This is a genomic window from Paraburkholderia terricola (assembly GCF_003330825.1).
Classification (GTDB): Bacteria; Pseudomonadota; Gammaproteobacteria; order Burkholderiales; family Burkholderiaceae; genus Paraburkholderia; species Paraburkholderia terricola.
On record NZ_CP024941.1, the window covers coordinates 3,130,297 to 3,153,884 of the forward strand.

The 23,588-nt window shown below is 61.7% G+C and carries 23 protein-coding genes, 3 tRNA genes and 1 riboswitch; of the genes, 13 read left to right on the plus strand and 13 right to left on the minus strand.

What is annotated here, in order from left to right; all coding sequences use genetic code 11:
• Positions 1 to 2: 2 nt before the first annotated feature.
• Genes CUJ90_RS13905 through CUJ90_RS13915 form a run of 3 tightly spaced genes read right to left on the minus strand, consistent with a single transcriptional unit; the run spans position 3 to position 1,813 of the window.
• Positions 3 to 302, minus strand: a complete 300-nt coding sequence (locus CUJ90_RS13905; RefSeq protein WP_073427236.1) for a phosphopantetheine-binding protein — start codon at positions 300 to 302, stop codon at positions 3 to 5.
• Positions 277 to 1,071, minus strand: a complete 795-nt coding sequence (locus CUJ90_RS13910) for a lysophospholipid acyltransferase family protein (protein WP_114163058.1) — start codon at positions 1,069 to 1,071, stop codon at positions 277 to 279. Before CUJ90_RS13910 ends, CUJ90_RS13905 begins: the two co-directional genes overlap by 26 nt.
• A complete protein-coding gene (locus tag CUJ90_RS13915) occupies positions 1,055 to 1,813 on the minus strand; it encodes a beta-ketoacyl synthase chain length factor (protein ID WP_114163059.1) in 759 nt (252 codons plus the stop codon). The genes CUJ90_RS13910 and CUJ90_RS13915 overlap by 17 nt, the downstream gene beginning before the upstream one ends.
• A gap of 590 nt (positions 1,814 to 2,403) precedes the next feature.
• A riboswitch (yybP-ykoY riboswitch) is annotated at positions 2,404 to 2,569 on the plus strand.
• A gap of 58 nt (positions 2,570 to 2,627) precedes the next feature.
• Here CUJ90_RS13915 and CUJ90_RS13920 point away from each other — a divergent pair.
• Complete coding sequence (locus CUJ90_RS13920) at positions 2,628 to 3,200, plus strand: TMEM165/GDT1 family protein (protein ID WP_114163567.1); 573 nt, start codon at positions 2,628 to 2,630, stop codon at positions 3,198 to 3,200.
• A 170-nt stretch (positions 3,201 to 3,370) separates the two neighbouring features.
• Here CUJ90_RS13920 and CUJ90_RS13925 read toward each other — a convergent pair whose 3' ends face one another.
• Complete coding sequence (locus CUJ90_RS13925) at positions 3,371 to 4,069, minus strand: DUF4136 domain-containing protein (RefSeq protein WP_114163060.1); 699 nt, start codon at positions 4,067 to 4,069, stop codon at positions 3,371 to 3,373.
• A gap of 246 nt (positions 4,070 to 4,315) precedes the next feature.
• Between CUJ90_RS13925 and pepN the strand changes: the two genes are divergently transcribed.
• The 5 genes from pepN (at position 4,316) to CUJ90_RS13955 (ending at position 9,303) form a co-directional block, all read left to right on the plus strand.
• The gene (pepN, locus tag CUJ90_RS13930) at positions 4,316 to 7,021 is read left to right on the plus strand and encodes an aminopeptidase N (protein WP_114163061.1); all 2,706 of its coding nucleotides are present in this window, start codon (positions 4,316 to 4,318) and stop codon (positions 7,019 to 7,021) included.
• A gap of 258 nt (positions 7,022 to 7,279) precedes the next feature.
• Positions 7,280 to 7,561, plus strand: coding sequence for a type II toxin-antitoxin system RelE/ParE family toxin (locus CUJ90_RS13940; RefSeq protein ID WP_114163062.1), 282 nt, complete (start codon positions 7,280 to 7,282; stop codon positions 7,559 to 7,561).
• A 16-nt stretch (positions 7,562 to 7,577) separates the two neighbouring features.
• Positions 7,578 to 8,033 carry a HigA family addiction module antitoxin gene (locus CUJ90_RS13945; RefSeq protein ID WP_114163063.1) on the plus strand — a complete coding sequence of 152 codons (456 nt, stop codon included), beginning with the start codon at positions 7,578 to 7,580 and terminating at the stop codon, positions 8,031 to 8,033.
• A 122-nt stretch (positions 8,034 to 8,155) separates the two neighbouring features.
• Positions 8,156 to 9,172 (plus strand): class 1 fructose-bisphosphatase, encoded by a 1,017-nt coding sequence (locus CUJ90_RS13950; protein WP_073427108.1) that lies wholly within the window; start codon positions 8,156 to 8,158, stop codon positions 9,170 to 9,172.
• A gap of 55 nt (positions 9,173 to 9,227) precedes the next feature.
• A tRNA-Thr gene (locus tag CUJ90_RS13955) sits at positions 9,228 to 9,303 on the plus strand.
• Positions 9,304 to 9,469: 166 nt separating this feature from the next.
• Here CUJ90_RS13955 and CUJ90_RS13960 read toward each other — a convergent pair.
• Positions 9,470 to 10,645 carry an acyltransferase family protein gene (locus CUJ90_RS13960; RefSeq protein ID WP_114163064.1) on the minus strand — a complete coding sequence of 392 codons (1,176 nt, stop codon included), beginning with the start codon at positions 10,643 to 10,645 and terminating at the stop codon, positions 9,470 to 9,472.
• Between the two features lie 270 nt (positions 10,646 to 10,915).
• Positions 10,916 to 11,116 carry a hypothetical protein gene (locus CUJ90_RS13965; RefSeq protein WP_114163065.1) on the minus strand — a complete coding sequence of 67 codons (201 nt, stop codon included), beginning with the start codon at positions 11,114 to 11,116 and terminating at the stop codon, positions 10,916 to 10,918.
• A gap of 339 nt (positions 11,117 to 11,455) precedes the next feature.
• On the opposite strand from CUJ90_RS13965, the gene CUJ90_RS13970 reads away from it, so the two are divergent.
• From CUJ90_RS13970 to CUJ90_RS13975, 3 genes are all read left to right on the plus strand, one after another.
• Positions 11,456 to 12,571, plus strand: a complete 1,116-nt coding sequence (locus CUJ90_RS13970; RefSeq protein WP_073427095.1) for an aldo/keto reductase — start codon at positions 11,456 to 11,458, stop codon at positions 12,569 to 12,571.
• A 359-nt stretch (positions 12,572 to 12,930) separates the two neighbouring features.
• Positions 12,931 to 13,080, plus strand: a complete 150-nt coding sequence (locus CUJ90_RS32845; RefSeq protein ID WP_028200145.1) for a hypothetical protein — start codon at positions 12,931 to 12,933, stop codon at positions 13,078 to 13,080.
• Positions 13,081 to 13,347: 267 nt separating this feature from the next.
• On the plus strand, positions 13,348 to 13,944 hold the full coding sequence (locus CUJ90_RS13975; protein WP_114163066.1) for a chorismate mutase: 597 nt from the start codon (positions 13,348 to 13,350) through the stop codon (positions 13,942 to 13,944).
• 103 nt (positions 13,945 to 14,047) lie between these two features.
• On the opposite strand, the gene CUJ90_RS13980 is transcribed toward CUJ90_RS13975, so the two are convergent.
• Positions 14,048 to 15,199, minus strand: coding sequence for an exonuclease domain-containing protein (locus CUJ90_RS13980; protein ID WP_114163067.1), 1,152 nt, complete (start codon positions 15,197 to 15,199; stop codon positions 14,048 to 14,050).
• 345 nt (positions 15,200 to 15,544) lie between these two features.
• A complete protein-coding gene (locus CUJ90_RS13985; protein WP_064268598.1) occupies positions 15,545 to 15,748 on the minus strand; it encodes a cold-shock protein in 204 nt (67 codons plus the stop codon).
• A 428-nt stretch (positions 15,749 to 16,176) separates the two neighbouring features.
• Here CUJ90_RS13985 and CUJ90_RS13990 point away from each other — a divergent pair, with 428 nt between their 5' ends.
• The gene (locus tag CUJ90_RS13990) at positions 16,177 to 16,401 is read left to right on the plus strand and encodes a hypothetical protein (protein WP_114163068.1); all 225 of its coding nucleotides are present in this window, start codon (positions 16,177 to 16,179) and stop codon (positions 16,399 to 16,401) included.
• Between the two features lie 529 nt (positions 16,402 to 16,930).
• The gene (locus CUJ90_RS13995; RefSeq protein ID WP_114163069.1) at positions 16,931 to 18,076 is read left to right on the plus strand and encodes a porin; all 1,146 of its coding nucleotides are present in this window, start codon (positions 16,931 to 16,933) and stop codon (positions 18,074 to 18,076) included.
• Positions 18,077 to 18,514: 438 nt separating this feature from the next.
• On the opposite strand, the gene greB is transcribed toward CUJ90_RS13995, so the two are convergent.
• A complete protein-coding gene (gene greB, locus CUJ90_RS14005) occupies positions 18,515 to 19,084 on the minus strand; it encodes a transcription elongation factor GreB (RefSeq protein ID WP_114163070.1) in 570 nt (189 codons plus the stop codon).
• 120 nt (positions 19,085 to 19,204) lie between these two features.
• On the opposite strand from greB, the gene CUJ90_RS14010 reads away from it, so the two are divergent.
• Both CUJ90_RS14010 and CUJ90_RS14015 read left to right on the plus strand, forming a co-directional pair.
• Positions 19,205 to 19,281: transfer RNA gene (locus CUJ90_RS14010), tRNA-Arg, on the plus strand.
• Between the two features lie 90 nt (positions 19,282 to 19,371).
• Positions 19,372 to 19,448 (plus strand) — tRNA-Arg (locus CUJ90_RS14015).
• 135 nt (positions 19,449 to 19,583) lie between these two features.
• Here the strand turns inward: CUJ90_RS14015 and CUJ90_RS14020 are convergent.
• From CUJ90_RS14020 to gmk, 4 genes are all read right to left on the minus strand, one after another.
• Complete coding sequence (locus CUJ90_RS14020) at positions 19,584 to 20,072, minus strand: phage protein NinX family protein (protein WP_114163071.1); 489 nt, start codon at positions 20,070 to 20,072, stop codon at positions 19,584 to 19,586.
• Between the two features lie 117 nt (positions 20,073 to 20,189).
• Positions 20,190 to 22,547, minus strand: coding sequence for a RelA/SpoT family protein (locus CUJ90_RS14025; RefSeq protein WP_073427087.1), 2,358 nt, complete (start codon positions 22,545 to 22,547; stop codon positions 20,190 to 20,192).
• A gap of 95 nt (positions 22,548 to 22,642) precedes the next feature.
• Positions 22,643 to 22,846 (minus strand): DNA-directed RNA polymerase subunit omega, encoded by a 204-nt coding sequence (gene rpoZ / locus CUJ90_RS14030; protein WP_073427086.1) that lies wholly within the window; start codon positions 22,844 to 22,846, stop codon positions 22,643 to 22,645.
• Between the two features lie 60 nt (positions 22,847 to 22,906).
• On the minus strand, positions 22,907 to 23,587 hold the full coding sequence (gmk, locus tag CUJ90_RS14035) for a guanylate kinase (protein WP_073427085.1): 681 nt from the start codon (positions 23,585 to 23,587) through the stop codon (positions 22,907 to 22,909).
• Between the last annotated feature and the right edge of the window lies 1 nt (position 23,588).

Consider the following 23,588-nt stretch of genomic DNA (forward strand, 5'->3'; position numbering starts at 1 on the left):
GTTTATTCCCCCTTCTTTGTAGTTTCGCCGACAACCTGCGCCGCTTCGCGCTGACTCGCCACCAGCGCGGCCAGCGTGCTGATGGAGCGAAAGTGCTCGCGCGTGCGCTCGTCGTTCGCCGCGATGGTCAGTTGGTATTGTTTGCGCAGCACGATGCCGATTTCCAGCGCGTCGATCGAATCGAGACCGATGCCGTCGGTATCGAACAACGGTGCGTCGTCGTCGATATCGGCGGGGCTCAGGTCTTCCAGATCGAGAGCTTCGATCAGAAGCTGTTTAATTTCCAGTTTTAAAGAATCCATAATCGAACAGGTGCCGGGTAATGTGTGCCTCGACGGCGCTCGTCACGCTGCGCGCGGCGAGAGCCGGTGTAGTGTCGTCGTCCGCGAACTGCTCGACGCCAAGCGGCTCGAGCACGTTCACACGTATGCGGAACGCGCGCGCCGGCACGTCGTACCAGCGCATCTGCTTGGTGAACGCGGGCGGGTCGCAATCCATCAGCACCGGCACGATCGGCGCGCCGGCCTTCAACGCCATGTGCGCGAAACCACGCGAAAACGCGTGCAGCCGGTTCGGCGCGGGGCTGCGCGTGCCTTCGGGAAAAATGATCATCGTATAGCCTGCCGCGAGCTGCCGCGCGCCGGCTTCGACGAGATCGGTGGGATCGGCATTGCTCACGTATTCCGCCGAGCGCACGATGCCCCAGAAACAGGGGTTGCCCCAATGCGCGTTTTTCACCACGCAACAGGCATGCGGGGTGAGCGACAGCAGCACCATCACGTCGAGGTAGGTCGGGTGATTGGCGACCACGATCGCCGGACCGCCGGCGCGCAACATCCGCGCGCCCGACACCTCGAGTTCCATCACGCCGATGCGCTGCAGCACCGCGACCAGCGCGCGGAAAAACCAGTGGATTACGGTCGTCACCGCGACCTGGCGCGACGCGCGATGCGGCCACAGCCATGCGAACGGAAACACCAGCACCGAAAACAGCAGTCCGCACACGCCGAACACCACGAAGGCCATGCCCGTCGCGCAGAACCGCCAGATGTAATCAAGCCGCGCGATCATGCCAACTCCAATGCCAGATAACCCCGGCGCCTTGCCAGGCGGTGGTCGCGCCGGTTTCCAGACAGTGCAGCAGCGCCTGGCTTTGGGTCGCGAAACGCTCGGCGGGGGGCGTGGGGCTTGCCTTGTTTGTTTCGCCTGCCTCGTTTGCCTCGATGGCCTCGACTGGCGGCGCTGCCTGGGCCTCGCCGGCCGCGGACCGCGTGCACGTCAGGCGCCCCGTCGCCGCCTCGTCATCCAGCAGGATCGCGATCGCGCCGCCCTGCACTTCGTCCTCGATCGTGCCGTAGGCTGTGTCGGCCGGTTCGTCAGCGTACACCAGCAGCACGGGCGCGCCCGGCTCGGTGGCGTGTTGCGCGTAGGCTTCCAGCAGCGCGTAGCCGAGCGTCTCGGCGCCGGCCGAGATCGCGCTGGCCGCCGAGCGGTCGCCGCGCGCGATGCCGAACACGCCCGTCATCGCATTCAACACCGACAGGCTGAACGCGGTCGGCGAGACCGGCTCGCCCGCGCTGATGGCGCGCAGAATGTCCGTGGTGCGCCGCAATTCGCCGTGGCGCGAGGCGAACACGACCCGAACCTCGTTCCGCGCGACACAATCGTGCGCAACTTTCAACGCGGCTTTGGACAGCGTGCTCAGGCGACGCCGCATGATCGGCTCGATAAAGCCGATATCGGGTGGTGCGGATGCGGCAGCAGGCCAGCAAGACCAGCGAGCGACCGGAATGGTCCAGTGCGGATCGGGCATATCGGTGTTCGCGCGTAGAAGCAGGGAGAGGCTGAAGCGCCTGACGGAATACACAGCCGTCACAGCGTGTAGGCGCCGCGCGGACCGGCAATCTCCAGCCGGGGTCAAACCAATCGTCTTTTATGTAGGTTCAGCGGATTAACGGCACTTTGGTCCGATTATTAAGTGCCTTTTGATATTTGTTGGTGGATGGTCTCGGGCTCCTTGGGTCGCCGGAATCATACTGAATATTCTGGATTAAATCAGCCGGAAAAGACGTATCCATCTGTAATCCGTCTCGCCAGTGCCACGGATCCGCGAAGGAGCCGTTTCGCGCCGGTCCGGCGGCCCCGCCGCCCTGATCGGATCGGGTGCGGGACGGTTTGCGACGCTCCCCGGCGGCGCGATGCCGGGATTAACGGACACATACTTTCATTTAACTTTCCAAGAACTGTTTCACCTGGGAACATCTCAATAACGTCGGCCGGCGCGTGAGCGAGCGGCTATCCATGCAGTCCAGGGCCCGCTTCGCCGTGCCAACCAATCGCGCCGTTCCCGTACTGGCCTGCGGCGTCCCCGTTGCGCATAAGGACAGTCACGCCTGCTATACTCCGTCCCTCATTGGGGAGTAGCCGCCCCGCGGCACGTCCGCACCGCTGTCCGGTGCATCGCACGTGCGGTTCGCGGGGGCGTCTGTCAACACACTTGGCCTGTACGGCCATGGCAGCCGCAGCCTCTGGCCTGGCGAGACCGATGATCCACACGCGCCGCAAGAGGGCCCGGCGTGTCGTGGGTCGTCGCTCGTTCACATCTCGGCCCGGGGAACCTATACAACGTGGATCACGCTTTCATCATTTCGACCGGAGCGGTCGCGCTCGCCGAGATCGGCGACAAAACACAACTGCTCTCGCTCGTGCTGGCCGCGCGCTATCGCAAGCCGCTGCCGATCATTCTCGGCGTGCTGACCGCCACCCTCATCAATCACGCCTGCGCCGGCGCGCTCGGCGCGTGGCTCGGCTCGCTGCTCACGCCGACCATCATGCGTTGGACGCTGGCGGTATCGTTCATCGGCATGGGCTTGTGGATTCTCGTGCCGGACAAACTCGACGCGGACGAAGCCGATACCAGCCGCACGCATTTCGGCGTGTTCGGCGCGACCGTGGTGACGTTCTTTCTTGCGGAGATGGGCGACAAGACGCAGATCGCGACGGTGGCGCTCGCCGCGCGCTTTCACGATTACGTCGGCGTGGTGGCGGGCACCACGGTCGGCATGATGATCGCCAATGTGCCGGCGATCCTGCTCGGCGACCGCTTCGCGCATCGCCTGCCGACGACGCTCGTGCACGGCATCGCGGCGGTGATATTCATCGTGCTGGGCGTGCTGGCGTTGTGCGGCGTGGGAGTTTAGCCGTGGTCCGCAAGCGCGGCCGGGCCTGAGGGCGGCGGTGCAACGCCCGCCCCACCGCGCGCGGCGCATCGCGGCGCGCAAAAGAAAACGGCCCGGCGAGGATGACCTGCCGGGCCGTTTGAGCCGTGCCACAGCCGACGCCTTTTGCGCGCCGGCTTCGCACCGCTTGCCTACTGCACCGCTTTCGCGCCCGACGCCGGCGCCGGTGCGGCCGCTGGCGCGGCGCCGGTCGCGGCCACTTCGTTCGAGGCGCCGCCGTTCTTGTCGAGCGGAATCTTCACCGTGCGCACTACGCCGTTGCCGATCGGGAAATCGGCCAGCGCGCTGCGCGCCAGATACGGCATGGCCCGCACCAGCGACGACTCGCCACCCGAGTTGCGCGCCGTCACGTTATAGACCTCCTTGCCGGTGGCGCGCTCGGTAATCCGCACGCCCAGCAGATGCGTGAAGATCGGGTAGCTCTGATTCACGTAGGCGGTCGGAAACGGACCCCAAGGCCCCCACGGATCGAACGGCCTTCCCCAATAAGGCGCCGGCCACGGGTTGTAATACACCGGCTCGGCGACCGTCACCATGTCGGAGCGAATGCCATACGAGAGCCCGACCAGATAGCGCGCCTGCGCGGTGTCGACCTGGCGGAACGCATGCGCGGCGAGTTCGTTGGCGACGATGCGCTCGTAAGTGCTGAGTTCCAGATTGTTCTGCTGATCCGCCGCCCGTGTGAACGCGTAGGTACGGGTAGCGTCGCTGCCGCTCCAGTCCGAGAACGCGGTGACCTGGGTCGTGACATAGGTGGTGCAGCCGGACAGCAGTACCGTCAGCGCCGCCAGTAGCAGCGTGGCGCGGCGGGTCCATCGATTGATTTTCATGGTCTACCTCGTGAAGCCTCAGTGTTGCCTCTGCCTTGGGTTCTCCCATTCACACGGCTTATCCGCATGGGCGCCCGATAATACGCTGACCTGGCGGTTCGGTAAAAAGTTCGGCCCGCACGATCCGCCGAGGCTTTGTACAATGGCCCGACAAGCCCGGCTGGTCTGCGCTTTCATTGCCCTTCATATGGCCTTCATATGAGCTTCAGGCAGCCGGCCGCTCAAGTCCCATCACCACAGAACGCCATGGCCGATACCGCAACGCCCAATGTGATCCGCCGCGCCGATTACGCGCCGCCTGCCTTCCTGATCGACACCGTCGCACTGGAGTTCGATCTGGTCCCCGAACGCACCGTCGTCAAAAACACGATGCGCGTGCGCCGCAATCCGGACGCGTCGCGCGCCGCGCACCTGGAGCTGATGGGCGAGCAACTGGAGTTCGTCGGCGCCGCGATCGACGGCAAGCCCTTCGCCAATGCGCATGCGCATGAGCACGGCTTGCTGCTCGACAACGTGCCGGACAGCTTCGAGCTCACGCTCACCAGCATCTGCAATCCGGCCGGGAACACCACGCTGTCGGGGCTCTATGTATCGAGCGGCAACTTCTTCACGCAGTGCGAGGCCGAGGGTTTTCGGCGCATTACTTACTTCCTCGACCGTCCGGACGTGATGGCGACCTTCACGGTCACCCTGCGGGCGAGCAAGGCGGATTATCCGGTGCTGCTGTCGAACGGCAATCTGCTCGAGGAAGGCGATTTGCCGGACGGCCGCCATTTCGCGCGCTGGGAAGATCCGTTCAGAAAGCCGAGCTATCTGTTCGCGCTGGTCGCGGGCAAGCTGGTCGCGCTGGAGGAACGCGTGAAAACCGGTTCGGGCAAGGAAAAGCTTTTGCAGGTGTGGGTCGAACCGCACGATCTCGACAAGACCCGTCACGCAATGGATTCGCTGATCCATTCGATCCGCTGGGACGAAAAACGCTTCGGGCTCGAACTCGATCTGGACCGCTTCATGATCGTCGCGGTGAGCGACTTCAACATGGGCGCGATGGAGAACAAGGGGCTCAACATCTTCAACACGAAGTACGTGCTGGCGAACCCCGAGACGGCAACCGATACCGACTTCGCGAACATCGAGGCGGTGGTCGGCCACGAGTACTTCCACAATTGGACCGGCAATCGCGTGACCTGCCGCGACTGGTTCCAGTTGAGCCTGAAGGAAGGCCTGACGGTGTTCCGCGATCAGGAGTTTTCGGCCGACATGGCCGGCGGCCAGAGCAACGGTAGCGACGAAGCCGCGCGCGCCACCAAGCGTATCGAGGACGTGCGCGTGCTGCGCCAGATGCAGTTCGCCGAGGACGCGGGTCCGATGGCGCATCCGGTGCGCCCGGAAAGCTACGTCGAGATCAACAACTTCTACACGATGACGGTCTACGAGAAAGGCTCGGAAGTCGTGCGGATGTATCAGACGCTGTTCGGCCGCGAGGGTTTTCGCAAGGGCATGGACCTGTACTTCGAGCGTCATGACGGGCAGGCCGTGACCTGCGACGATTTCCGCCATGCGCTGGCCGATGCGAACGGCCGCGATCTGGCGCAGTTCGAGCGCTGGTACAGCCAGGCCGGCACGCCGCGCGTGTCCGTGCGCACGAAGTACGACGCCGCGCAGCAGCGCTACAGCGTGACGCTCACGCAAGGCTATGGCGAGGCCGCGCCTGCCGCGCGCGAAACGCAAAAGGGTCCGCTGCTGATTCCGTTCGCGATCGGCCTGATCGGCAAGGACGGCCGCGACCTGCCGCTGCAACTCGAAGGCGATGCCGCGGCGTCGGCCTCCACCACGCGCGTGCTCGAGTTCACGCAGACCGAACAGACCTTCACGTTCGTCAATGTGGCGCAAGAACCGCTGCCCTCGCTGCTGCGCAATTTCTCGGCGCCGGTGATCGTCGAATACGACTACTCCGCGGAACAGTTGGCGTTCCTGCTCGCGCACGACAGCGATCCGTTCAACCGTTGGGAAGCCGGCCAACGGCTCGCCACGCGTGAACTGCTGGCGCTCGCCGGACGCGCGGCCACCGGCGTTGCGCTGGAACTCGACGACTCGGTGGTCGCCGCGTTCGCCCGCGTGCTCACCGACGAAACGCTCTCGCCTTCGTTCCGCGAACTGGCGTTGATGCTGCCGTCCGAAGCGTATCTCGCCGAGCAGATGGCGGAATCCAATCCGGCCGCCGTGCACGCCGCGCGACAGTTCGTGCGCAAGCGCCTGGCGAATGCGCTCAAGAACGAATGGCTCGCGGTGTATGAACAACATCGCACGCCCGGCGCATATGAAGCGACACCCGAGGCCGCCGGTCATCGCACGCTGAAGAATCTCGCGCTGTCGTATCTCGTGGAACTGGACGATCCGGCCGACGCCGTGCGCCTCGCGTCCGCGCAATACGATGCCGCGAACAACATGACCGACCGCTCGGCGGCGCTTGCGGCGCTGCTCAACGCGGCGGCTGCGCATGGCGGCGGCGCGCAGGCGCAGCAGGCGCTGGACGACTTCTACCGGCGCTTCGAGAAGGAGCCGCTCGTCATCGACAAGTGGTTCGCGCTGCAAGCCACGCAGCGTGGCAGCGCGCAGCGACCGGTGATCGAGATCGTGCGCAAGCTGATGACGCATCCGGCCTTCAACCTGAAGAACCCGAATCGCGCGCGCTCGCTGATCTTCAGCTTCTGCGCGGCCAACCCGGCGCAGTTCCACGCCGAAGACGGCTCGGGCTACGCGTTCTGGGCCGATCAGGTGATCGCGCTCGACGCCATCAATCCGCAAGTGGCCGCCCGCCTCGCCCGCTCGCTCGAACTGTGGCGCCGCTTCACGCCGACGCTGCGCGAGGGCATGCGTGCGGCGCTGGAGCACGTGGCGTCGCAGGTGAAATCGCGCGACGTGCGCGAGATCGTGGAGAAAGCGCTCGCGTGATGCACACCTGAAAGCTGTTCTTGCATCGGAAAGCCGGCACGTGTTGCCGGCTTTTTTTCGTCCCGCGCGTGTGCGTGTGCGTGTGCGTGTGCGTGTGCGTATGCGTGTGCGTATGCGTGTGCGTGTGCGTGTGCGAGTCGGCCGGCCCGCGGCGCTCAAGGTTAGCCATCCGGACGACTGTTCGTTTGACGCTGGCGGAGTGAAAGTAGACGCATCCATTTAACTCTTTACGTTTAACGCGATGAGTTATATCATCCCATGATCACGACATTCGGCGACAAGGCCACGGCGAGAATTTTTCAGGGCAAGTTCGTGCACTCACTGCCGCTTCACATGCAGGCGCTCGCGCACCGCAAGCTTTTGATGATCGACGCCGCCAGTTCCATCCACAGTCTGCACGCGCCGCCCGGCAACCGGCTCGAAGCCTTGCAAGGCCGGCGCAGCGGGCAATGGAGTATTCGGATCGATGCGCAATGGCGCATCTGTTTTCATTTTGTCGACGGAGAGGCGCTGAATGTCGAGATTGTCGACTATCACTGACTATTGGGAGACCGGCATGGTCATCAAACGCTCCGATCTGAACAGCATCGATTTCTCCGACATCGATGCCGGCGACAGCATCCCGGAGATTCATCCGGGCGAGATTCTGCGCAGCGAGTTTCTGGAGCCGCTCGGCATGTCCGTGAATGCGCTGGCGCTGGCGTTGCGCGTGCCGGCGCCGCGCATCAATGACATCGTGCGCGGCAAGCGCGCCATCTCCGCGGATACGGCGCTGCGCCTCGAGCGCTACTTCGGTGCGAGCGCGCAGTTCTGGCTCCATCTGCAAATCGCCTACGATCTGCGCGTCGCCACCGCGGCGGCCGGCGAGCAGATCGAACGCGAGATCGAACCCATGCCCAAGGCGGACCGCCCGAAAATGCCGAAAGTGTCGGCCGAGCATGGCCGCGCCGCTGCGCTTGCGGCCAGTCTCAGAGGCAACGCCGCGCTCGGCAAGGCGCGCGGCAAAGCCTGAAATTCGCCGCCTCGGCCGGTGTCACGCGCCACCGCCTCGCGCTCTTTGGTTTTTTAAAAGCACGGAGCCGGCACAGCGAGCGGGTAAAATCGAGACATTCCTCAAGCCTCCGGAGTACAGCAATGGCTTTGCAACGTCGTACCACTCTCACGAAGTACCTGATCGAGCAGCAGCGCGAGACCAACAACCTGCCTGCCGATCTGCGCCTTTTGATCGAAGTCGTCGCGCGCGCGTGCAAGGCGATCAGCTACCACGTCAGCAAGGGCGCGCTGGGGGATGCGCTCGGCACGGCGGGCAGCGAAAACGTCCAGGGCGAAGTGCAGAAGAAGCTCGACATTCTGTCGAACGAAATTCTGCTCGAAGCGAACGAATGGGGCGGCAACCTGGCCGGCATGGCGTCCGAGGAAATGGAGCAGTTCTTCCCGATTCCGGCCAATTACCCGAAAGGCGAATACCTGCTGGTGTTCGATCCGCTCGACGGTTCGTCGAACATCGACGTGAACGTGTCGATCGGCACGATCTTCTCGGTGCTGCGCTGCCCGGACGGCCAGCAGCCTACCGAACAATCGTTCCTGCAGCCGGGCACGCAACAGGTCGCCGCGGGTTATGCGGTGTACGGCCCGCAAACCGTGCTCGTGCTCACCACCGGCAACGGCGTGAACTGCTTTACGCTCGACCGCGAGCTAGGCTCGTGGGTGCTCACGCAAAGCGATATGCGCATTCCGGTCGAAACGCGCGAGTATGCGATCAATGCGTCCAATGAACGCCATTGGTATCCGCCGGTTCAGCAGTACATCGGCGAATTGAAGGCCGGCAAGGAAGGCTCGCGTCAGAGCGACTTCAACATGCGCTGGATCGCCTCGATGGTGTCCGACGTGCATCGTATTCTGAACCGCGGCGGAATCTTCATGTATCCGGCGGACAAGCGCACGCCCGACAAGCCGGGCAAGCTGCGTCTGATGTACGAGGCCAATCCGATGTCGTTCATCGTCGAACAGGCGGGCGGCGCGGCAACCAACGGCGAGAAACGCATTCTCGACATTCAACCCAAGAGCCTGCATGAGCGCGTGGCCGTGTTCCTCGGTTCGAAGAACGAAGTCGACCGGGTCACCCGCTACCATCTCGAAGCGAAAAAGTGAGTTCAGGGGCTTGCCAAGCTGATAAAGAAGTCCCTATAATCTCGATTCTCCTGATGCCGGAATAGCTCAGACGGTAGAGCAGCGCATTCGTAATGCGAAGGTCGGGGGTTCGATTCCTCTTTCCGGCACCAATAAGTTTCAAGCAAAAAGCCCAGTCCTCGCGACTGGGCTTTTTGCTTTCAGGTTCTCTGTATCCGCTACTGGCGACTCATTCATGCAAGCCGAACCACGCTCCTTCAACGACCGCCCCGCGAGGTCACGGCGACGAAATTATCGCGCGGCAACGGTGGCGTTTCATCACCGCGCGGGGCGCCATGATCGCCGAGGAATCGCCTTCCGAATTCCACCGATATAGGGGTATTCGATGAAACGGTATGTGAAGGCGGAACACATAACAGTCACCGTGGCGACCGCAGCAGCCAAGGCCCCATAGTATGCCGGCGACAGGTCCGCGACCGGCGTGTAGTGATTCACCAAACGCGAGGCGAGATACAGCACCCAGTTGTGAAGCAGATACAGGCTATAACTAAGAAGACCCAGAAGCCGTGCGGGACGACAGGTGAGCAAACCGAAAAGGGAATTACCCGCCGCGAAGATAACAAAGGGAGCGAAGAGCAAAGCGGCGCCGAGCGGCGTATACGTATTAGCCTGGTAAAGCGCTGTTGCAGCAATGCAGCCAAGCGCGACAACTGAGCCAGTCAACCCCGCAGCCAGTTCCCGTACCGCCCTGACGCGGACCAGATGAGCGGCGGCACAGCCACCGACGAAAAACCACTCGATCTGCGTCGGTGAAAATAGCGCGATGCAGAGTCCCGCACCCGTCGCCACAACCCAGGTTCGACCGCCGGCAGCAAGCGCTGCGGCGAACGGCAGGATCAAATAAAACTTCCACTCGTAGACGAGCGACCAGAAAACAGTGTTGATCAGGCCGGTCTGCTTAAGTCCATTGATATCCCGTGCGCCGGGAATAGTGAAAAACAACCAGGATGCGATTTGTCCGGCGAGGTCGGCGAGCGGCACCGAAAGGCGGAAATGTGTCAGCGCCGCGGCTGTAGCGATGACAAGTCCCGCGCTCGCAAGGTACATCGGCACCAGACGACGAACGCGGGACGCATAAAACTTCAACGTATCCATGCCGCCGCCGCTCTCGATAACTCGCCCCCAGAACAGGAAAGCGGTGATCATGAAGAAAAAGGCAACCGAGCCGCGCCCCAGAAAGGTGTTTAATCGCGACAGCGTCAAATCCCATGATCCCGTTCGATAAAACTGTTCGTTGATTACGACGTGATGCACCAGGACGCCCAATGCCAGATATCCGCGTAGACCGTCAATTGCATGGAATCGGCTGGAAGAGATTTCGCGCTGTAAAACGGACTTGAAGAAGCCGAAGCGGGCGAGACAAATTGAAATCGCCATTGCAATAGCGATGACAAGCGCAACGCCGGATACGAGGTCGGAGCCGCCAATCTGCATGGGAACACGCCGAAAAAGCGGCAATTATAGCCAGAGGAGGTGCGCTGTCCTCTGCCGTTGGCGCGACAACCGCGCGTCGGCGAGAGATCGTTTCCTTTTTACTCATCCGGCGGAGCCTGGCAGTTTCCAGCAGCGTCGAGAAATACCAAACTTCTTGCTTCGAGATTCAAGCAAAAAGCCCAGTCCTCGCGACTGAGCTTTTTGTCTTTCCGCACTTTCTGTAGCCGAGTCGCCATTGGCTGCCACGGCAACCCAGGCGCCGCATTGCACTTACTCGCCCACGCGCAGCCTGTCGTATTGACCGGTGATCGAAAGATTGCGGGCCACGACGGGATCTTCAACAATCGCCGTCTCGTTTTGCCGAGTCCCGTATGCAACGACCGCTTCCTGCGGTGCCGACGGGAACCACAAGATCCGGCCGGCACACTCGATTCCGACCTGGCGTCCATTCCAGTAGACAGCGTTTTCCATGACGAACTCTCTGAAGGGCGAACACAGCCATCTTCCGCGCCAGTCGCGGCGCTTCCGTTATCCACCGCACTCAGGGCCGCGGATAGCTGCTTCAATGATAGGCGGCGGTGAGGGCGCGAACCGGCCTGTCATTTGGCGGCGATGTTTTGGCGCGCGAGGATGGCTGCATGGGCCTGCGGAAAACCTCAGCGGACTTTGGCCGATGTGGGCCAACGCTCGTGTCAGGAAGAACGGCGCTCGTCACAACCCCGCGGACAACGCGCTTTTTCGATGCGAAAAACCAGTGCACGATAACGCCATCGATCTTCAAATTTCGGCGTCGCACTCAAGGAGACTGGCATGACGATGAACCGCTACAACCTGCTCGGCCGTTCGGGTCTACGCGTGAGCCCGATCGCACTCGGCACGATGACCTTCGGCACCGAATGGGGCTGGGGCGCCGACGAAAAATCGGCGCAGCGCCTGTTCGATCTCTATGTGGATGACGGCGGCAACTTCATCGACACCGCCAACCTGTACACGGAAGGCACCAGCGAAAAATGGCTGGGTAAATTCGTCGCGGCCCGCGGCCTGCGCGAGCGGCTCGTCATCGCGACCAAGTACGGCTACAACGCGGAACCCGGCAATCCCAACGCGGGCGGCAACCATCGCAAGAACCTGCTGCGCGCACTCGACGGTTCGCTCCAGCGGCTCGGCACCGATTACATCGACCTCTATTACCTGCATACGTGGGATCGCGTCACCCCGGTCGACGAAGTGATGCGCGCAATGGACGACGCGGTGCGCGCCGGCAAGATCCGCTACGTCGGCCTGTCGGATACGCCCGCGTGGTTCGCCGGCCGCGCGCAGACACTTGCGGAATGGCGCGGCTTCGAACCGGTCGCGGCCATGCAGCTCGAATACTCGATGATCGAACGCAATGCGGAAAACGAATTCGCCGATCTAGCCGCCAATCTGGGCATGGGGCTCGTGCCGTGGAGCCCGCTCGGCATGGGGGTGCTGTCGGGCAAATATCGGCCTTCGCAAAGCGGATCGGCAAGCGGTTTTTCCGGCGACGGGCGTCTTGCGGCGATGGCCAGCGCGCCGCCGCCCGGCTTCGACAAACTGACCGAGCGCAACTTCCGGATCGTCGCGGAACTGGAGACGGTCGCGAATCTGGCCGGGCGCCCCATGGCACAAGTCGCGCTGAACTGGTTGCACCAGAAGCGTGGCGTATCGAGCATCATCGTTGGCGCCACGCGGGCGGATCAGTTACAGGAGTCGCTCGGCTCGCTGGACTTCACGCTCGCGCCCGAACTGGTCGCGCGGCTCGACGCCATATCGGAACCCGCGCGCCCATTCCCGTATTACATGTTCGCGGACGGACATCAAGCGCGAATCCACGGAGAAGTGGAAGTCGCCGACAAGCCGGCGGCCTACGCCAAGCCCGTGAAGATTCCTGCGTCGAGCGCGTGAAAACGCAGCATGTTTGTTTACCGAAAAGCTCGAAAGCGTACTTACCCGTCAACGATATCGGGGTATCAATCGTTTACTGACTGAATGGGTTGAATGAAATGGCGGGCACGATCGGTAAATAACGGACGTGCGATTCGCAAGACGAAAATCGTGCCGATTCTGCATTGCACAAAATCGCGGATGACTTAAAGCTCACCCATCGACGGCCCGCCTACCGAATCAACCGAAAAATTTTATTCAAATACCATGTTGCATTGCCGCCATGTGCCGTTAAAGCAACAAAGAGCATGTCAGTCGCATCAGATACTGGTGCGAAACGGGGACCGAGGCAGATAATCGGTTTGTAAAGGAGAGAGACCATGGATGCCAAACCGCCGAAGATTCCGACCCCGGATAAAGTTTTTAGTCCGGATCCGGAGCCCGCTGGCGTCGAATTTTTGGGTGCGGAATTGCCTGAGCACGTTCGCGCTTTTTTCGACGAACAACGCAAGTCGTGCGACTCGAAATAATCGAGCAGTGGCGCAATGCAGCATCGGCGTCCGCGCGTGCCGCGGGCGGCGATGGGGTGCACGCGTCCCACGAGTCGTTTGACACTCATCCGGGTAAGCGGAACATGGCCGGTTGATTTCGGCGCCGCCCTCGCGACGCCGACGTGTCTCGTCCGCAATCCCGCGACGTTGCCGCGCTTGTTTTCCGCCGGTCGGCACATCCGTTCCCGCACATCGTCTATCCTTCTGTTTTTTCTTCGACGGCCGCTCGGCCCACGCCCGCCTTCCATGAATCGTTCGTATCGCTTCGGCGCATCATGCGCACTTATGTTCCTTGCGGCCCTCGCGTTCGCGCCCGTCCCAGCCATCGCGGACGGCGACGACACGGCCCTCACCAATCTGATCGCGCTGGCTTCGCAACGTCTCGCATTGGCGGAACCTGTCGCGCGCTGGAAGTGGGCGAACCATCGGGAGATCACCGACACGCCGCGGGAGAACGCGTTGCTTGCCGACGTCGAGAAGCGCGCCGTGGCGGCGAATGTGGACCCGGCGTTCGCTCGGGCCTTCTTCCAGGATCAGATCGACGCAAGCAAGGACGTGCAAAACGCGCTGTTCGCCTCGTGGCGCAGCAGCCGGCCGCCCGAAGGGCCGGCGCCGGATCTCGCCACGAGTACGAGACCGCAGTTGGACCGGCTGACACAGTCGCTCGTGGCCGGGCTCGCACGCGTGCAGCCGCTGCGCGCCGCACCGGATTGTCCGTCGCGTGTGGCGCAATCGCTGGCTAACTGGAAATCGCTGACGCGCTACGACTCGACCCGTTCGGGCGCGCTGACGCGCGCGCTGGGCCATGTCTGTGAAACCGGTGGAGTGGGCGCGACCGGTTGATCATGCAAGCTTGAGAGCCGCAGACCTGGAGCGGTTGCACGGGGGCGGCACGCGAATGCCGGGTGCAACTCGCTTTGAGCGGGAAGCGCTTAGACGAGCTCCTTCAAGCAGGACTCGGCACGGGGGTGTCACTCGATACACTCAGCGGCATCAAGCGCAAGCCGCGCGCGAGATGGCTCTGCAGGATGCGATACGTCGATGGTTCGAATGGTCCCGCGACGCTCGAAGCATGCAACTGCGCGGCCTGCGCAAGCGAAGACGCGTGGCCGACGTAATGCCACCGGTCGACAACGTGAAAGGCGCGCGACTGCGACGCCTCCTCCCGCTCCTCGAAAACAACCGGCCCCGGAAACGGCCACGGCGCATCCGCCGGATCGCTCTTCGTGACGCGCGGCACACGGTTATGACCGGGGCGCAGCGTGGCGATCCACTGCGCTTCGGCGAGCATCGCGCCCAATTCGCCGCCGGTCGCGTGCCATTCGACACGACGCACCTGCTGAGCAAGCCGAATATCCTTTGACGAACGCCGCTCGCCGGTCAAATGTGCGCGCAGCCGTTGCCGCACGCGCACACTTCGTCCGACGTACAGCGGCAGGTCTGCGTCTCCATAGAACACATACACGCCGCATCCGGCCGGCGCCGTATCGAGCAGGTCTTCCGTGATGTCGCCGGCAAGCTGGTAACGCCGCGTGGTGCGCTCGATTTGCGTCCGCAAGACGTCGAGCGGTACGAGGCCGTGCAGACGCTGCCAGAACTGCCAGATCAGATCGGCGTCGGCCAGCGCGCGGTGGCGATCGGACGGCACGAGTGCGTGCCGTTCCACCAATGCGTCCAGCCCGTGGCGCTTCTCCGCGGGGAAAAGCGCGCGCGACAGGCGCACCGTGCATAGCACGTCTGGGTCGAACGCGAGTCCAACCCGGCGAAACTCGCCGCGCAAAAAGCCGCGATCGAAACTGGCGTTGTGCGCCACGAACAGTTTGCCGTTCAGGCGCTCGAACAGTGCCGGCGCGATGGCGTCGAAGGTCGGCGCGCCGCGCACCATGGCGTTCGTGATGCCGGTGAGCTGCTGAATAAAGGATGGAATCGGCTGCTGCGGGTCGACCAGGCTGCTCCAACGCGACACGCCGGCAGGTCCCACTTCGACTACGCCGACTTCGGTGATGCGATGCTCGCTAGTCGAGCCTCCGGTGGTTTCAAGGTCGACGAAAGCGATGGGTACATTCAGGGCCGGTTCCGGCGGAAACTGTTCAGACATGAAAGAAGATACTTTGGACGCGTGGCTTTGCGGCAAGTATGCACCAGTTGGCTGCCGCGTACTCGAACAGCACGTGGTTTAGGGCTGGACTGCGTGCGGAGAGCGTGGATTTGAGATGTGCCCCAGCCGCCATTAGCGTCCCGGAAATTACTTAGCGCGAGTAAGGCGGATTCAAAAAATCGAGGAAGCCATTCGATTTTGGTCGCGACCGCTGCCGTTCTTTTAAACCTGGACATTGTTCATCGTAACGAAAAACCCGATACACATAAAAAAAGCCCTCGCATTAAACGAGGGCTCTCTTCAATCAATTGCCCGGCAGCATACGAGGAGCAGCGTTGCTGCGATTCACAGCGGCTGAATGTTCGCCGCTTGCTTGCCCTTCGGGCCGGCCTTGACGTCGAAAGAGACGCGCTGGTTTTCCTTTAGCGACTTGAAGCCTTCGGCGCGAATCTCCGAAAAGTGCGCGAACAAGTCCTCGCCACCCGAATCCGACGTGATAAAACCAAATCCCTTAGCATCGTTGAACCATTTGACGATACCCGTTTCCATTTCCTGTTTCCTTGATGAGTTTCAAATATCGCGCATTTGCGCTCGCGCCGACTTGCTTGCCATTTCATTCATCATTGAGGCCCTCACGGCTGTGCGCAAATCAGATTGAATGAAAGGGCACTGTCGTTATACGAGGAACGAAGAATTGGCGTCAAGCAAATTTTTCGTATGCATTTAGCCTGCATAGAGATAATGCGCGGTGCGTGCCAAGTTAAAAGAGAGTCACTAATCCCGCAGCGATCCAGCCGATTCGGGTCTTGTTACTGGATTAAAAACTGCTTATGCCGGATAGCGGGAAAATTTTCAGATTTCATCCTAAAATATGTAACAAAAGATGTTTTTCCGTAAGTGTTTGTCCGAGTTGTTGGTCCCGAGTCGGCGCATCATGATGGAAATCACCTAGTAGTAACGCGTATCAGGAGTTCACCATGCTGTTCAACCAATTGCGACGTTTTATCAGTTGGCTCATCCAATCGCCGTTTGAGGTTTTCTCCGACTCATCTACGCTGGAGTTCGATCCCATGTGGCATGGAGATCATTGGCAAAACCTGTTGTCATCGCCCATGGACGCGCGCCGTTACGTGATGGAAGACTGGAGCGTCTCCCGCCTGGTCGATTGGACCGACGTGGACGGGCCACTTCCGGCGCACTGAGTACGTCCCTCTCCGAGACCGGCGGGCGAAAAAAAAAGCGCGACTAGGAAGTCGCGCCGACAAAGGTTTGGAGATCTTTTTCGTCAACGAAAAAGTCTGCTTCGGAAAGCAGAAACCTGAGTATAGCTGCTCGGTCTCGCGTGATTGTTTACATAAATAACAATCATCTATTGCAATACCGACAACAATCATTTCGTGGTGATTTCCAACGTTGTTTTCTCGCATCGAACGCTGTAGTAAATGAGCAACGCTGTTTGGTTGACACGCGATCCCCATCGTTCCAATAACCGCGAAAGCCTTTGTTTATAAGGCTCGATCCGCACGGCGCATCGTTTCTTATCGCGTAATACTTTATTGCAAAAATCGGAACGCCCACGGCCCAAGCCCTCTCCCTACACTTTGCGTAATTGGAAACCGGCGCGTTTAGACTGCGACGCGCGCTTATGCGGACCACGCCTCTCGCAGCGCCCGCGTGAAGGTTTCCTGAAGCCAGGGTTCCATTACCCACTCTCGCTCTCGGAGTTACAACATGAAAAAGACTCTCATGGTCGCGGCCCTCACGGGCATGTTCGCAACGGCTGCACATGCTCAAAGCAGCGTCACGCTGTACGGCTTGATCGACGCCGGTATTACTTACACGAACAACCAGCATGGCCACAGCAACTGGCAAGAAACGAGCGGTTCGGTGAACGGCAGCCGCTGGGGCCTGCGCGGCGCTGAAGATCTAGGCGGCGGTCTGAAGGCCATCTTCACGTTGGAAAACGGCTTCGGCATCAACGACGGTTCGCTGAAGCAAGGCGGTCGCGAATTCGGCCGTCAGGCGTTCGTCGGCTTGTCGAGCAACCAGTTCGGCGCCGTCACCCTCGGCCGTCAATACGACAGCATGGTCGACTATGTCGGCCCGCTGGCATTGACCGGCACGCAGTACGGCGGTACTCAGTTCGCCCACCCGTTCGATAACGACAACCTGAACAACTCGTTCCGGGTCAACAACTCGGTCAAGTTTCAGAGCGTCAACTACGGCGGCTTCAAGTTCGGCGGCATGTACGGCTTCTCGAACCAGGCCGACGGCTTTGCGAACAATCGCGCTTACAGCGCGGGCGCATCGTATAACTGGGGCGGGTTGAACGTCGCTGCGGCTTACCTGCAATTGAACAGCAACGGCGCAACGGGCGCATCCGCAGCGTTCAATAGCGGTGGTGCGGTGTCGAGCGACAACACGTTCTTCGCCGGCCGTCAGCAAACGTGGGGCGCGGGCGCGAACTACTCGTTCGGCCCGGCAACCGTCGGCCTCGTGTACTCGCAAACGAACCTGTCGGGCCTCGCTGGCATCGGCCAAGGCGCATCGGGCCAAACCGGCGGTATCGGTTTCGCCAACAACAGCGCTCACTTCCAGAACTTCGAAGCGAACGCTCGTTACGCTCTGACGCCGGCGGTCAGCATCGCCGGTTCGTACACGTACACCCGTGCGAGCCTCGCTGGCACGCGTCCGCACTGGAACCAGTTCAACCTGCAAACCGCGTACGCATTGTCCAAGCGTACCGACGTGTACCTGCAAGGCGAATATCAGCAAGTCAACGAAAACGCCGTCGTCGATGCCGACATCAACGGTCTGGCCGCTTCGGGCAACAACAAGCAAGTTGCTGTGACCGCAGGTCTGCGTCACCGCTTCTAAAGCGGCGAGCAGTACCAGCACTATGGAAGGCGCCGTTCGCGGCGCCTTTTTTCATTGATGCCGCAAATGGAAGCGCGCGCTGACGATATGGGATAGACCGGTTGTCAGACGTCGAATGGGAGCGGACCAAGCACTTGCTCCGTACGGCGGGCGCTAGAGATCGTTGGCCCAGCAACCGCCGACTCGCGTGCCGTGCTCGACGCAATTCCATGGATTGAGCGCACGGGCGAGCGCTGGCTATATCTGCCCACCCACTTTCCGCCATAACAAACCTGTTACGCGAGGTATCTGAACTGGAAACGCAACGGCACGCTCGAGCAGATTCGCGCGCTGCCCGGCGTTCAGGACTCTCTTGTGCGGGGCACCAAAGCAGCGCGAAGCGCACCACCCTCCTTCGTCTCGCCCGCCTATTGCGACACGACGGCGCGCGGCGCCGGTCTAGCCACCGTTGTCAGGCGGCGGATATTTGACGTCGAGTATATCGATCGGCTGCGGTCCGGCCGGCGTGTACAGCGTCACCGTATCGCCGATTCTTGCCTTGAGCAGCGCGCGCGCAATTGGCGAGATCCAGCTCACATGACCGATGTCGAGATCGACCTCGTCGATGCCGACAATCGTCACGCTATGCACCTCGCCGTCTTCCGTCGCGTATTCGACGGTCGCGCCGAAGAACACCTGATCGACGTTTTCCTGTTTGCTGCTGTCGACGACTTCGGCAAGGTCGAGGCGTTTGGTCAGAAAGCGGATTCGCCGATCGATTTCGCGCAGCCGGCGTTTGCCGTAGATGTAATCGCCGTTCTCGGAGCGATCGCCATTCGACGCCGCCCACGACACGAGCTTGACCACCTCCGGCCGCTCGACGTCGATCAGATGCAGCAGTTCATCACGCATGCGCCGGTAACCGGCCGGCGTGATGTAGTTTTTCGTACCCGCCGGCACTTCGGGCTGGGCGACGTCGAGGTCGTCGTCATTCTCTTCACTCGACTCTTTGACAAAGGCCTTGTTCATGATGGTCCGTTAACCGCAGCACGCGACTGCCTACCAAGGGTACACGATCGTGACCATGAGACAAATCGCAGTTACATGCTTCCCTTTTTCAAAAGCTTTGCTATAATCTCGTTTCTGCGTGCGGCTGTAGCTCAGTTGGATAGAGTACTTGGCTACGAACCAAGGGGTCGTGGGTTCGAATCCTGCCAGCCGCACCACTTATTCGAGTGGCCTCCCTCCGGGGAGGCCCTTAGTTTTACCCGGTTTCATCGCAGCATCATTGCGCGAGACGCTACCTGTTTTAGCGTGCGGCTGTAGCTCAGCTGGATAGAGTACTTGGCTACGAACCAAGGGGTCGTGGGTTCGAATCCTGCCAGCCGCACCACCCGCACATGCACGAGGGCCTTCCGATCGGAAGGCCCTTTGTTTTTGTCTGGACTTAATGTCAGGCATCCGTGGTTAGATCACGCTGAGACACCGCCACGCTCGACAACCCCAGTGGCTGTCTATATTCACGCCGTTACCGCGGCGGCGACTTGATATCGCCGATCCGGCCGTCCGGCGTCGGTACGTCCTCGGCGAAATCTTCCGCGGTTTGCTCGCCGATCGCATGCGCCCGCTCGCCCATCAGCGTCTGCGCCTGACGTATCACGTCGCCCACGCTATCGCCGAAACGGCTTTCGACGAAAGCCCGCAGCAGCGCAACCCGCAACGACTCGCCTCGCCCTTCCACGGCTCCTCGCCCGCCGTCGAATTCGGCGACACAGTGCGCCACGCCGTGGTCGGTCCGCTCACGCACTTCCAGCCGTCGCACCCGGTCGAGGACCGCCGTGGCCGCCTCCCACGAGGTGGAGGGCGTGAAGCGGCCGTCCCACGGACGACCGCGGTCATTGCCGATGATCGAAACGGTTTCGCCGCTGTCGGTGAACTGGATTTCGCGCACGAAGTCGTGCAGGCTGCGAGCGACCCAATAGTCGAGCGCAAAGCCGTTGAGGTCAGCTACTTTCATGAGCGTTCTCCCTGATTTTCAGATGAGACTCGCTGGTGGCAGGCGGGTTCAGAGTGGAACGACGAGGCCGGAAACGCCGTGGGCCAAATCCAATGGCGCCCTGAAGCAAACCTCGGATCAGTAATCCGCCCGCTCGCGGTCGATCCGCATGCCGCCGTCGTGCCGGTGATGCCCTTCCTCGCTCGGCCGTTCACGCGCAATACGCATCACGTCCGGGTTCGTGCGCACCCTGCGCATCACATTGGCGAGATGGACACGATCGCTCACCTGGATCACGAAGCGCAGCACCGTGGATTCCTGCGACAAATCCTCGTCCATCGCAATGTGAACGATGTTCGCGTCCGCCGACGTGATGTCGGCCGCCACGCGGGCAAACACGCCCTTGGTGTTCTTGACCAGCACCTTCACGGCAACGTCGAACAGACGTCCGGGCTGCGGCGCCCAGGCGACGTCGATCCAGCGGCCCGGATCGCGCCGGTGAATCCGCTGCGCGACACGGCAATCCGTGGTGTGGATCGCCATGCCGAGGCCGATGCCGATATAGCCCATGATGTCGTCGCCCGGAATCGGACGGCAGCAGGCGGACAACTGCACCGACATACCTTCAGTGCCGGTGATGACGACCGGCGGCGCATGAGGCAACCCGGATTCGGAGCGCGAGCCGTCGTCGTCGGCATCGCGGCCGCTCATCAGCACCTCGATGCGTTTGGCCATGACCGCCGCGACACGCCGCCCGAGACCGATGTCCGCGAAGATTTCCTGACGATTCTTGTTACCCGTCCACTGCACGAGCTTTTCCCACGCTTCGGGCGTCACGTCCGACAACGCGAGGCCGTAGCCCTTCAGCGCCTGATCGACCAGGCGCTCGCCGAGCTGGACGGATTCGTTCAGACGCATCGTCTTCAGATAGTGGCGGATCGCCGAACGCGCCTTGCCGGTGCGCACGAAACCCAGCCACGCCGGATTCGGCTTCGAATACGGCGCGGTAATCACCTCGACGATATCGCCGCTCTTCAACTCGGTACGCAGCGGCAGCAGTTCATTGTTGATCTTCACCGCGACGCACTGGTTGCCCAGGTCGCTGTGGATCGAATAGGCGAAGTCGAGCGCGGTGGCGCCGCGCGGCAACGCCATGATCTTCGACTTCGGCGTAAACACGTAGACCGCATCGGGGAACAGATCGATCTTGACGTGCTCGAGGAATTCGCTCGAATCGCCCGCTTCGCTCTGAATGTCGAGCAGCGATTTCAACCATTGATGCGCACGCTTTTGCACGTCGTTCAGATCGGCACCGCCGTTCTTGTACAGCCAGTGCGCGGCCACGCCCGCTTCCGCGATCTCATGCATCTTGCGCGTGCGCACCTGAAACTCGATCGGCGCGCCGAACGGGCCGACCAGCGTGGTGTGCAGCGACTGATAGCCGTTCACCTTCGGAATCGCGATGTAATCCTTGAACTTGCCCGGCACCGGTTTGTAGAGCGCATGCAGCGCGCCGATGCACGTGTAGCATTCCAGTGCGCTGTCGACCACCACGCGAAAGCCGTACACGTCGAGCACCTGCGAGAACGACAGTTGCTTGTCGCGCATCTTCTTGTAGATGCTGAAGATAGTCTTTTCGCGGCCGGTGACCTCCGCGTCGAGCTTCGCGTCCGCAATGGCGCGCTGCACCGACTCCAGGATCTTGCCGACCACCTCGCGCCGATTGCCGCGCGCGGCCTTGACGGCTTTTTCGAGCGTGGCGTACCGGTGCGGATTGAAGTTCGCGAAGCTGAGATCCTGCAACTCGCGATAGGTATTGTTCAGACCGAGCCGGTGCGCGATCGGCGCGTAGATATCGAGCGTTTCGCGCGCCACGCGGCGGCGCTTTTCATGCGGCACCGCACCGAGGGTGCGCATGTTGTGCAACCGGTCGGCGAGCTTCACCAGAATCACGCGGACGTCGCGCGCCATCGCCAGCAGCATCTTGCGGAAGTTTTCCGCCTGCGCCTCTTCGCGATTGCGAAACTCCATCTTGTCCAGCTTCGACAACCCGTCGACCAGTTCCGCGACCTTGGCGCCGAATCGCTCGGCGAGTTCCGCCTTGGTCACGCCCTGGTCTTCCATCACGTCATGCAGCAGCGCCGCCATGATCGCCTGGGCGTCAAGGTTCCAGCCGGCGCAGATTTCCGCGACGGCGACAGGATGCGTGATGTAGGGTTCGCCGCTCTGGCGATACTGGCCGAGGTGGGCTTCGTCGCTGAAATGGAAGGCCGCCTTGACCTCCTTGATCTCTTCCGGCTGCAGATAGCCGGACAAGGCGGACGTCAGCCTGGCAATGGATACGACGTCATGCCGGCGCGGTTGCTCCGGCGTGGCGGTCGGCCCGAACAGATGGCGAAACGACTGTTCGAGGACCGCGTCGATGTACTTCCGTGCAGAAGAGGGCGAGTCGGCGTCGTGTTCCACATCCGTGGCGGTGGGCGGGGTAGCACTCATGGTCGCCTCCGTAGCGGTTAGGGTTGGACGCCGATCTGTACGTTGATGCGATTACATGCGGGAGATAAGCCGCGATCGGAACGGAACGGGGCGCCTTAAACCGGCACCTTCTTCAGCATTTCGACGCCGACCATTCCCGCCGCGATTTCACGCAATGCGACGACCGTGGGCTTGTCGCGGCTCTCGATCTTCGGCGTGTGCCCTTGAGCGAGCTGACGCGCGCGATAGGTTGCGGCAAGCGCCAGTTCGAAACGATTCGGGATCTGTTTGAGGCAGTCTTCGACGGTAATGCGGGCCATGTTGGGTTCCTTCTCAGTATGTTGCTTATTCTACCTTATGTGCTCGACACACCACCGCGCTCACGCGTGCGGCAGGTGAATGCCGAGCTGCACGAAAAGCTGCGTATGACGCGCGTATTGCGAGCCGAAACGCGAACGCGTGGCGGCCACTAGGCACCGCAGTTCGCCGAGCGCGCGATCGAAGTTGTCGTTGATCACGACGTACTCCGCTTCGGCCGCGTGCGCCATCTCGCTACCCGCAGCGAGCAGGCGGCGCGTGATGACGTTCGGCTCGTCCTGGCCGCGTTTTTTCAGCCGCTCTTCGAGCGCTTCGAGCGACGGCGGCAGGATGAAGATTTCCACTGCGTTATGAAACTGCTTCTTCACCTGCTGCGCGCCTTGCCAGTCGATTTCGAGCAGCACGTCATGGCCGCTTTTCATCTGCTCCTCGATCCACACACGCGAAGTGCCGTAGTAGTTGCCGTGGACTTCCGCGCTTTCCAGAAACTCGCCCGCGTCGTGACGCCTCATGAAATCGTCGACGGTCGTGAAGTGATAGTGCTCGCCGTCCTGTTCCTTCGGGCGCGGCGGGCGCGTGGTGTACGAGATCGACAGACGGATCGCTTCGTCGCCGGCGAGCAGCGCGTTCACGAGCGTCGACTTGCCCGCGCCCGACGGCGCGACCACCATGAACAGGTTGCCCGGATAAGCGCCGGCGTAGGGATTGCGCGGTGCGCCGGTTTCGCGTGTAGGGTCGGTCATG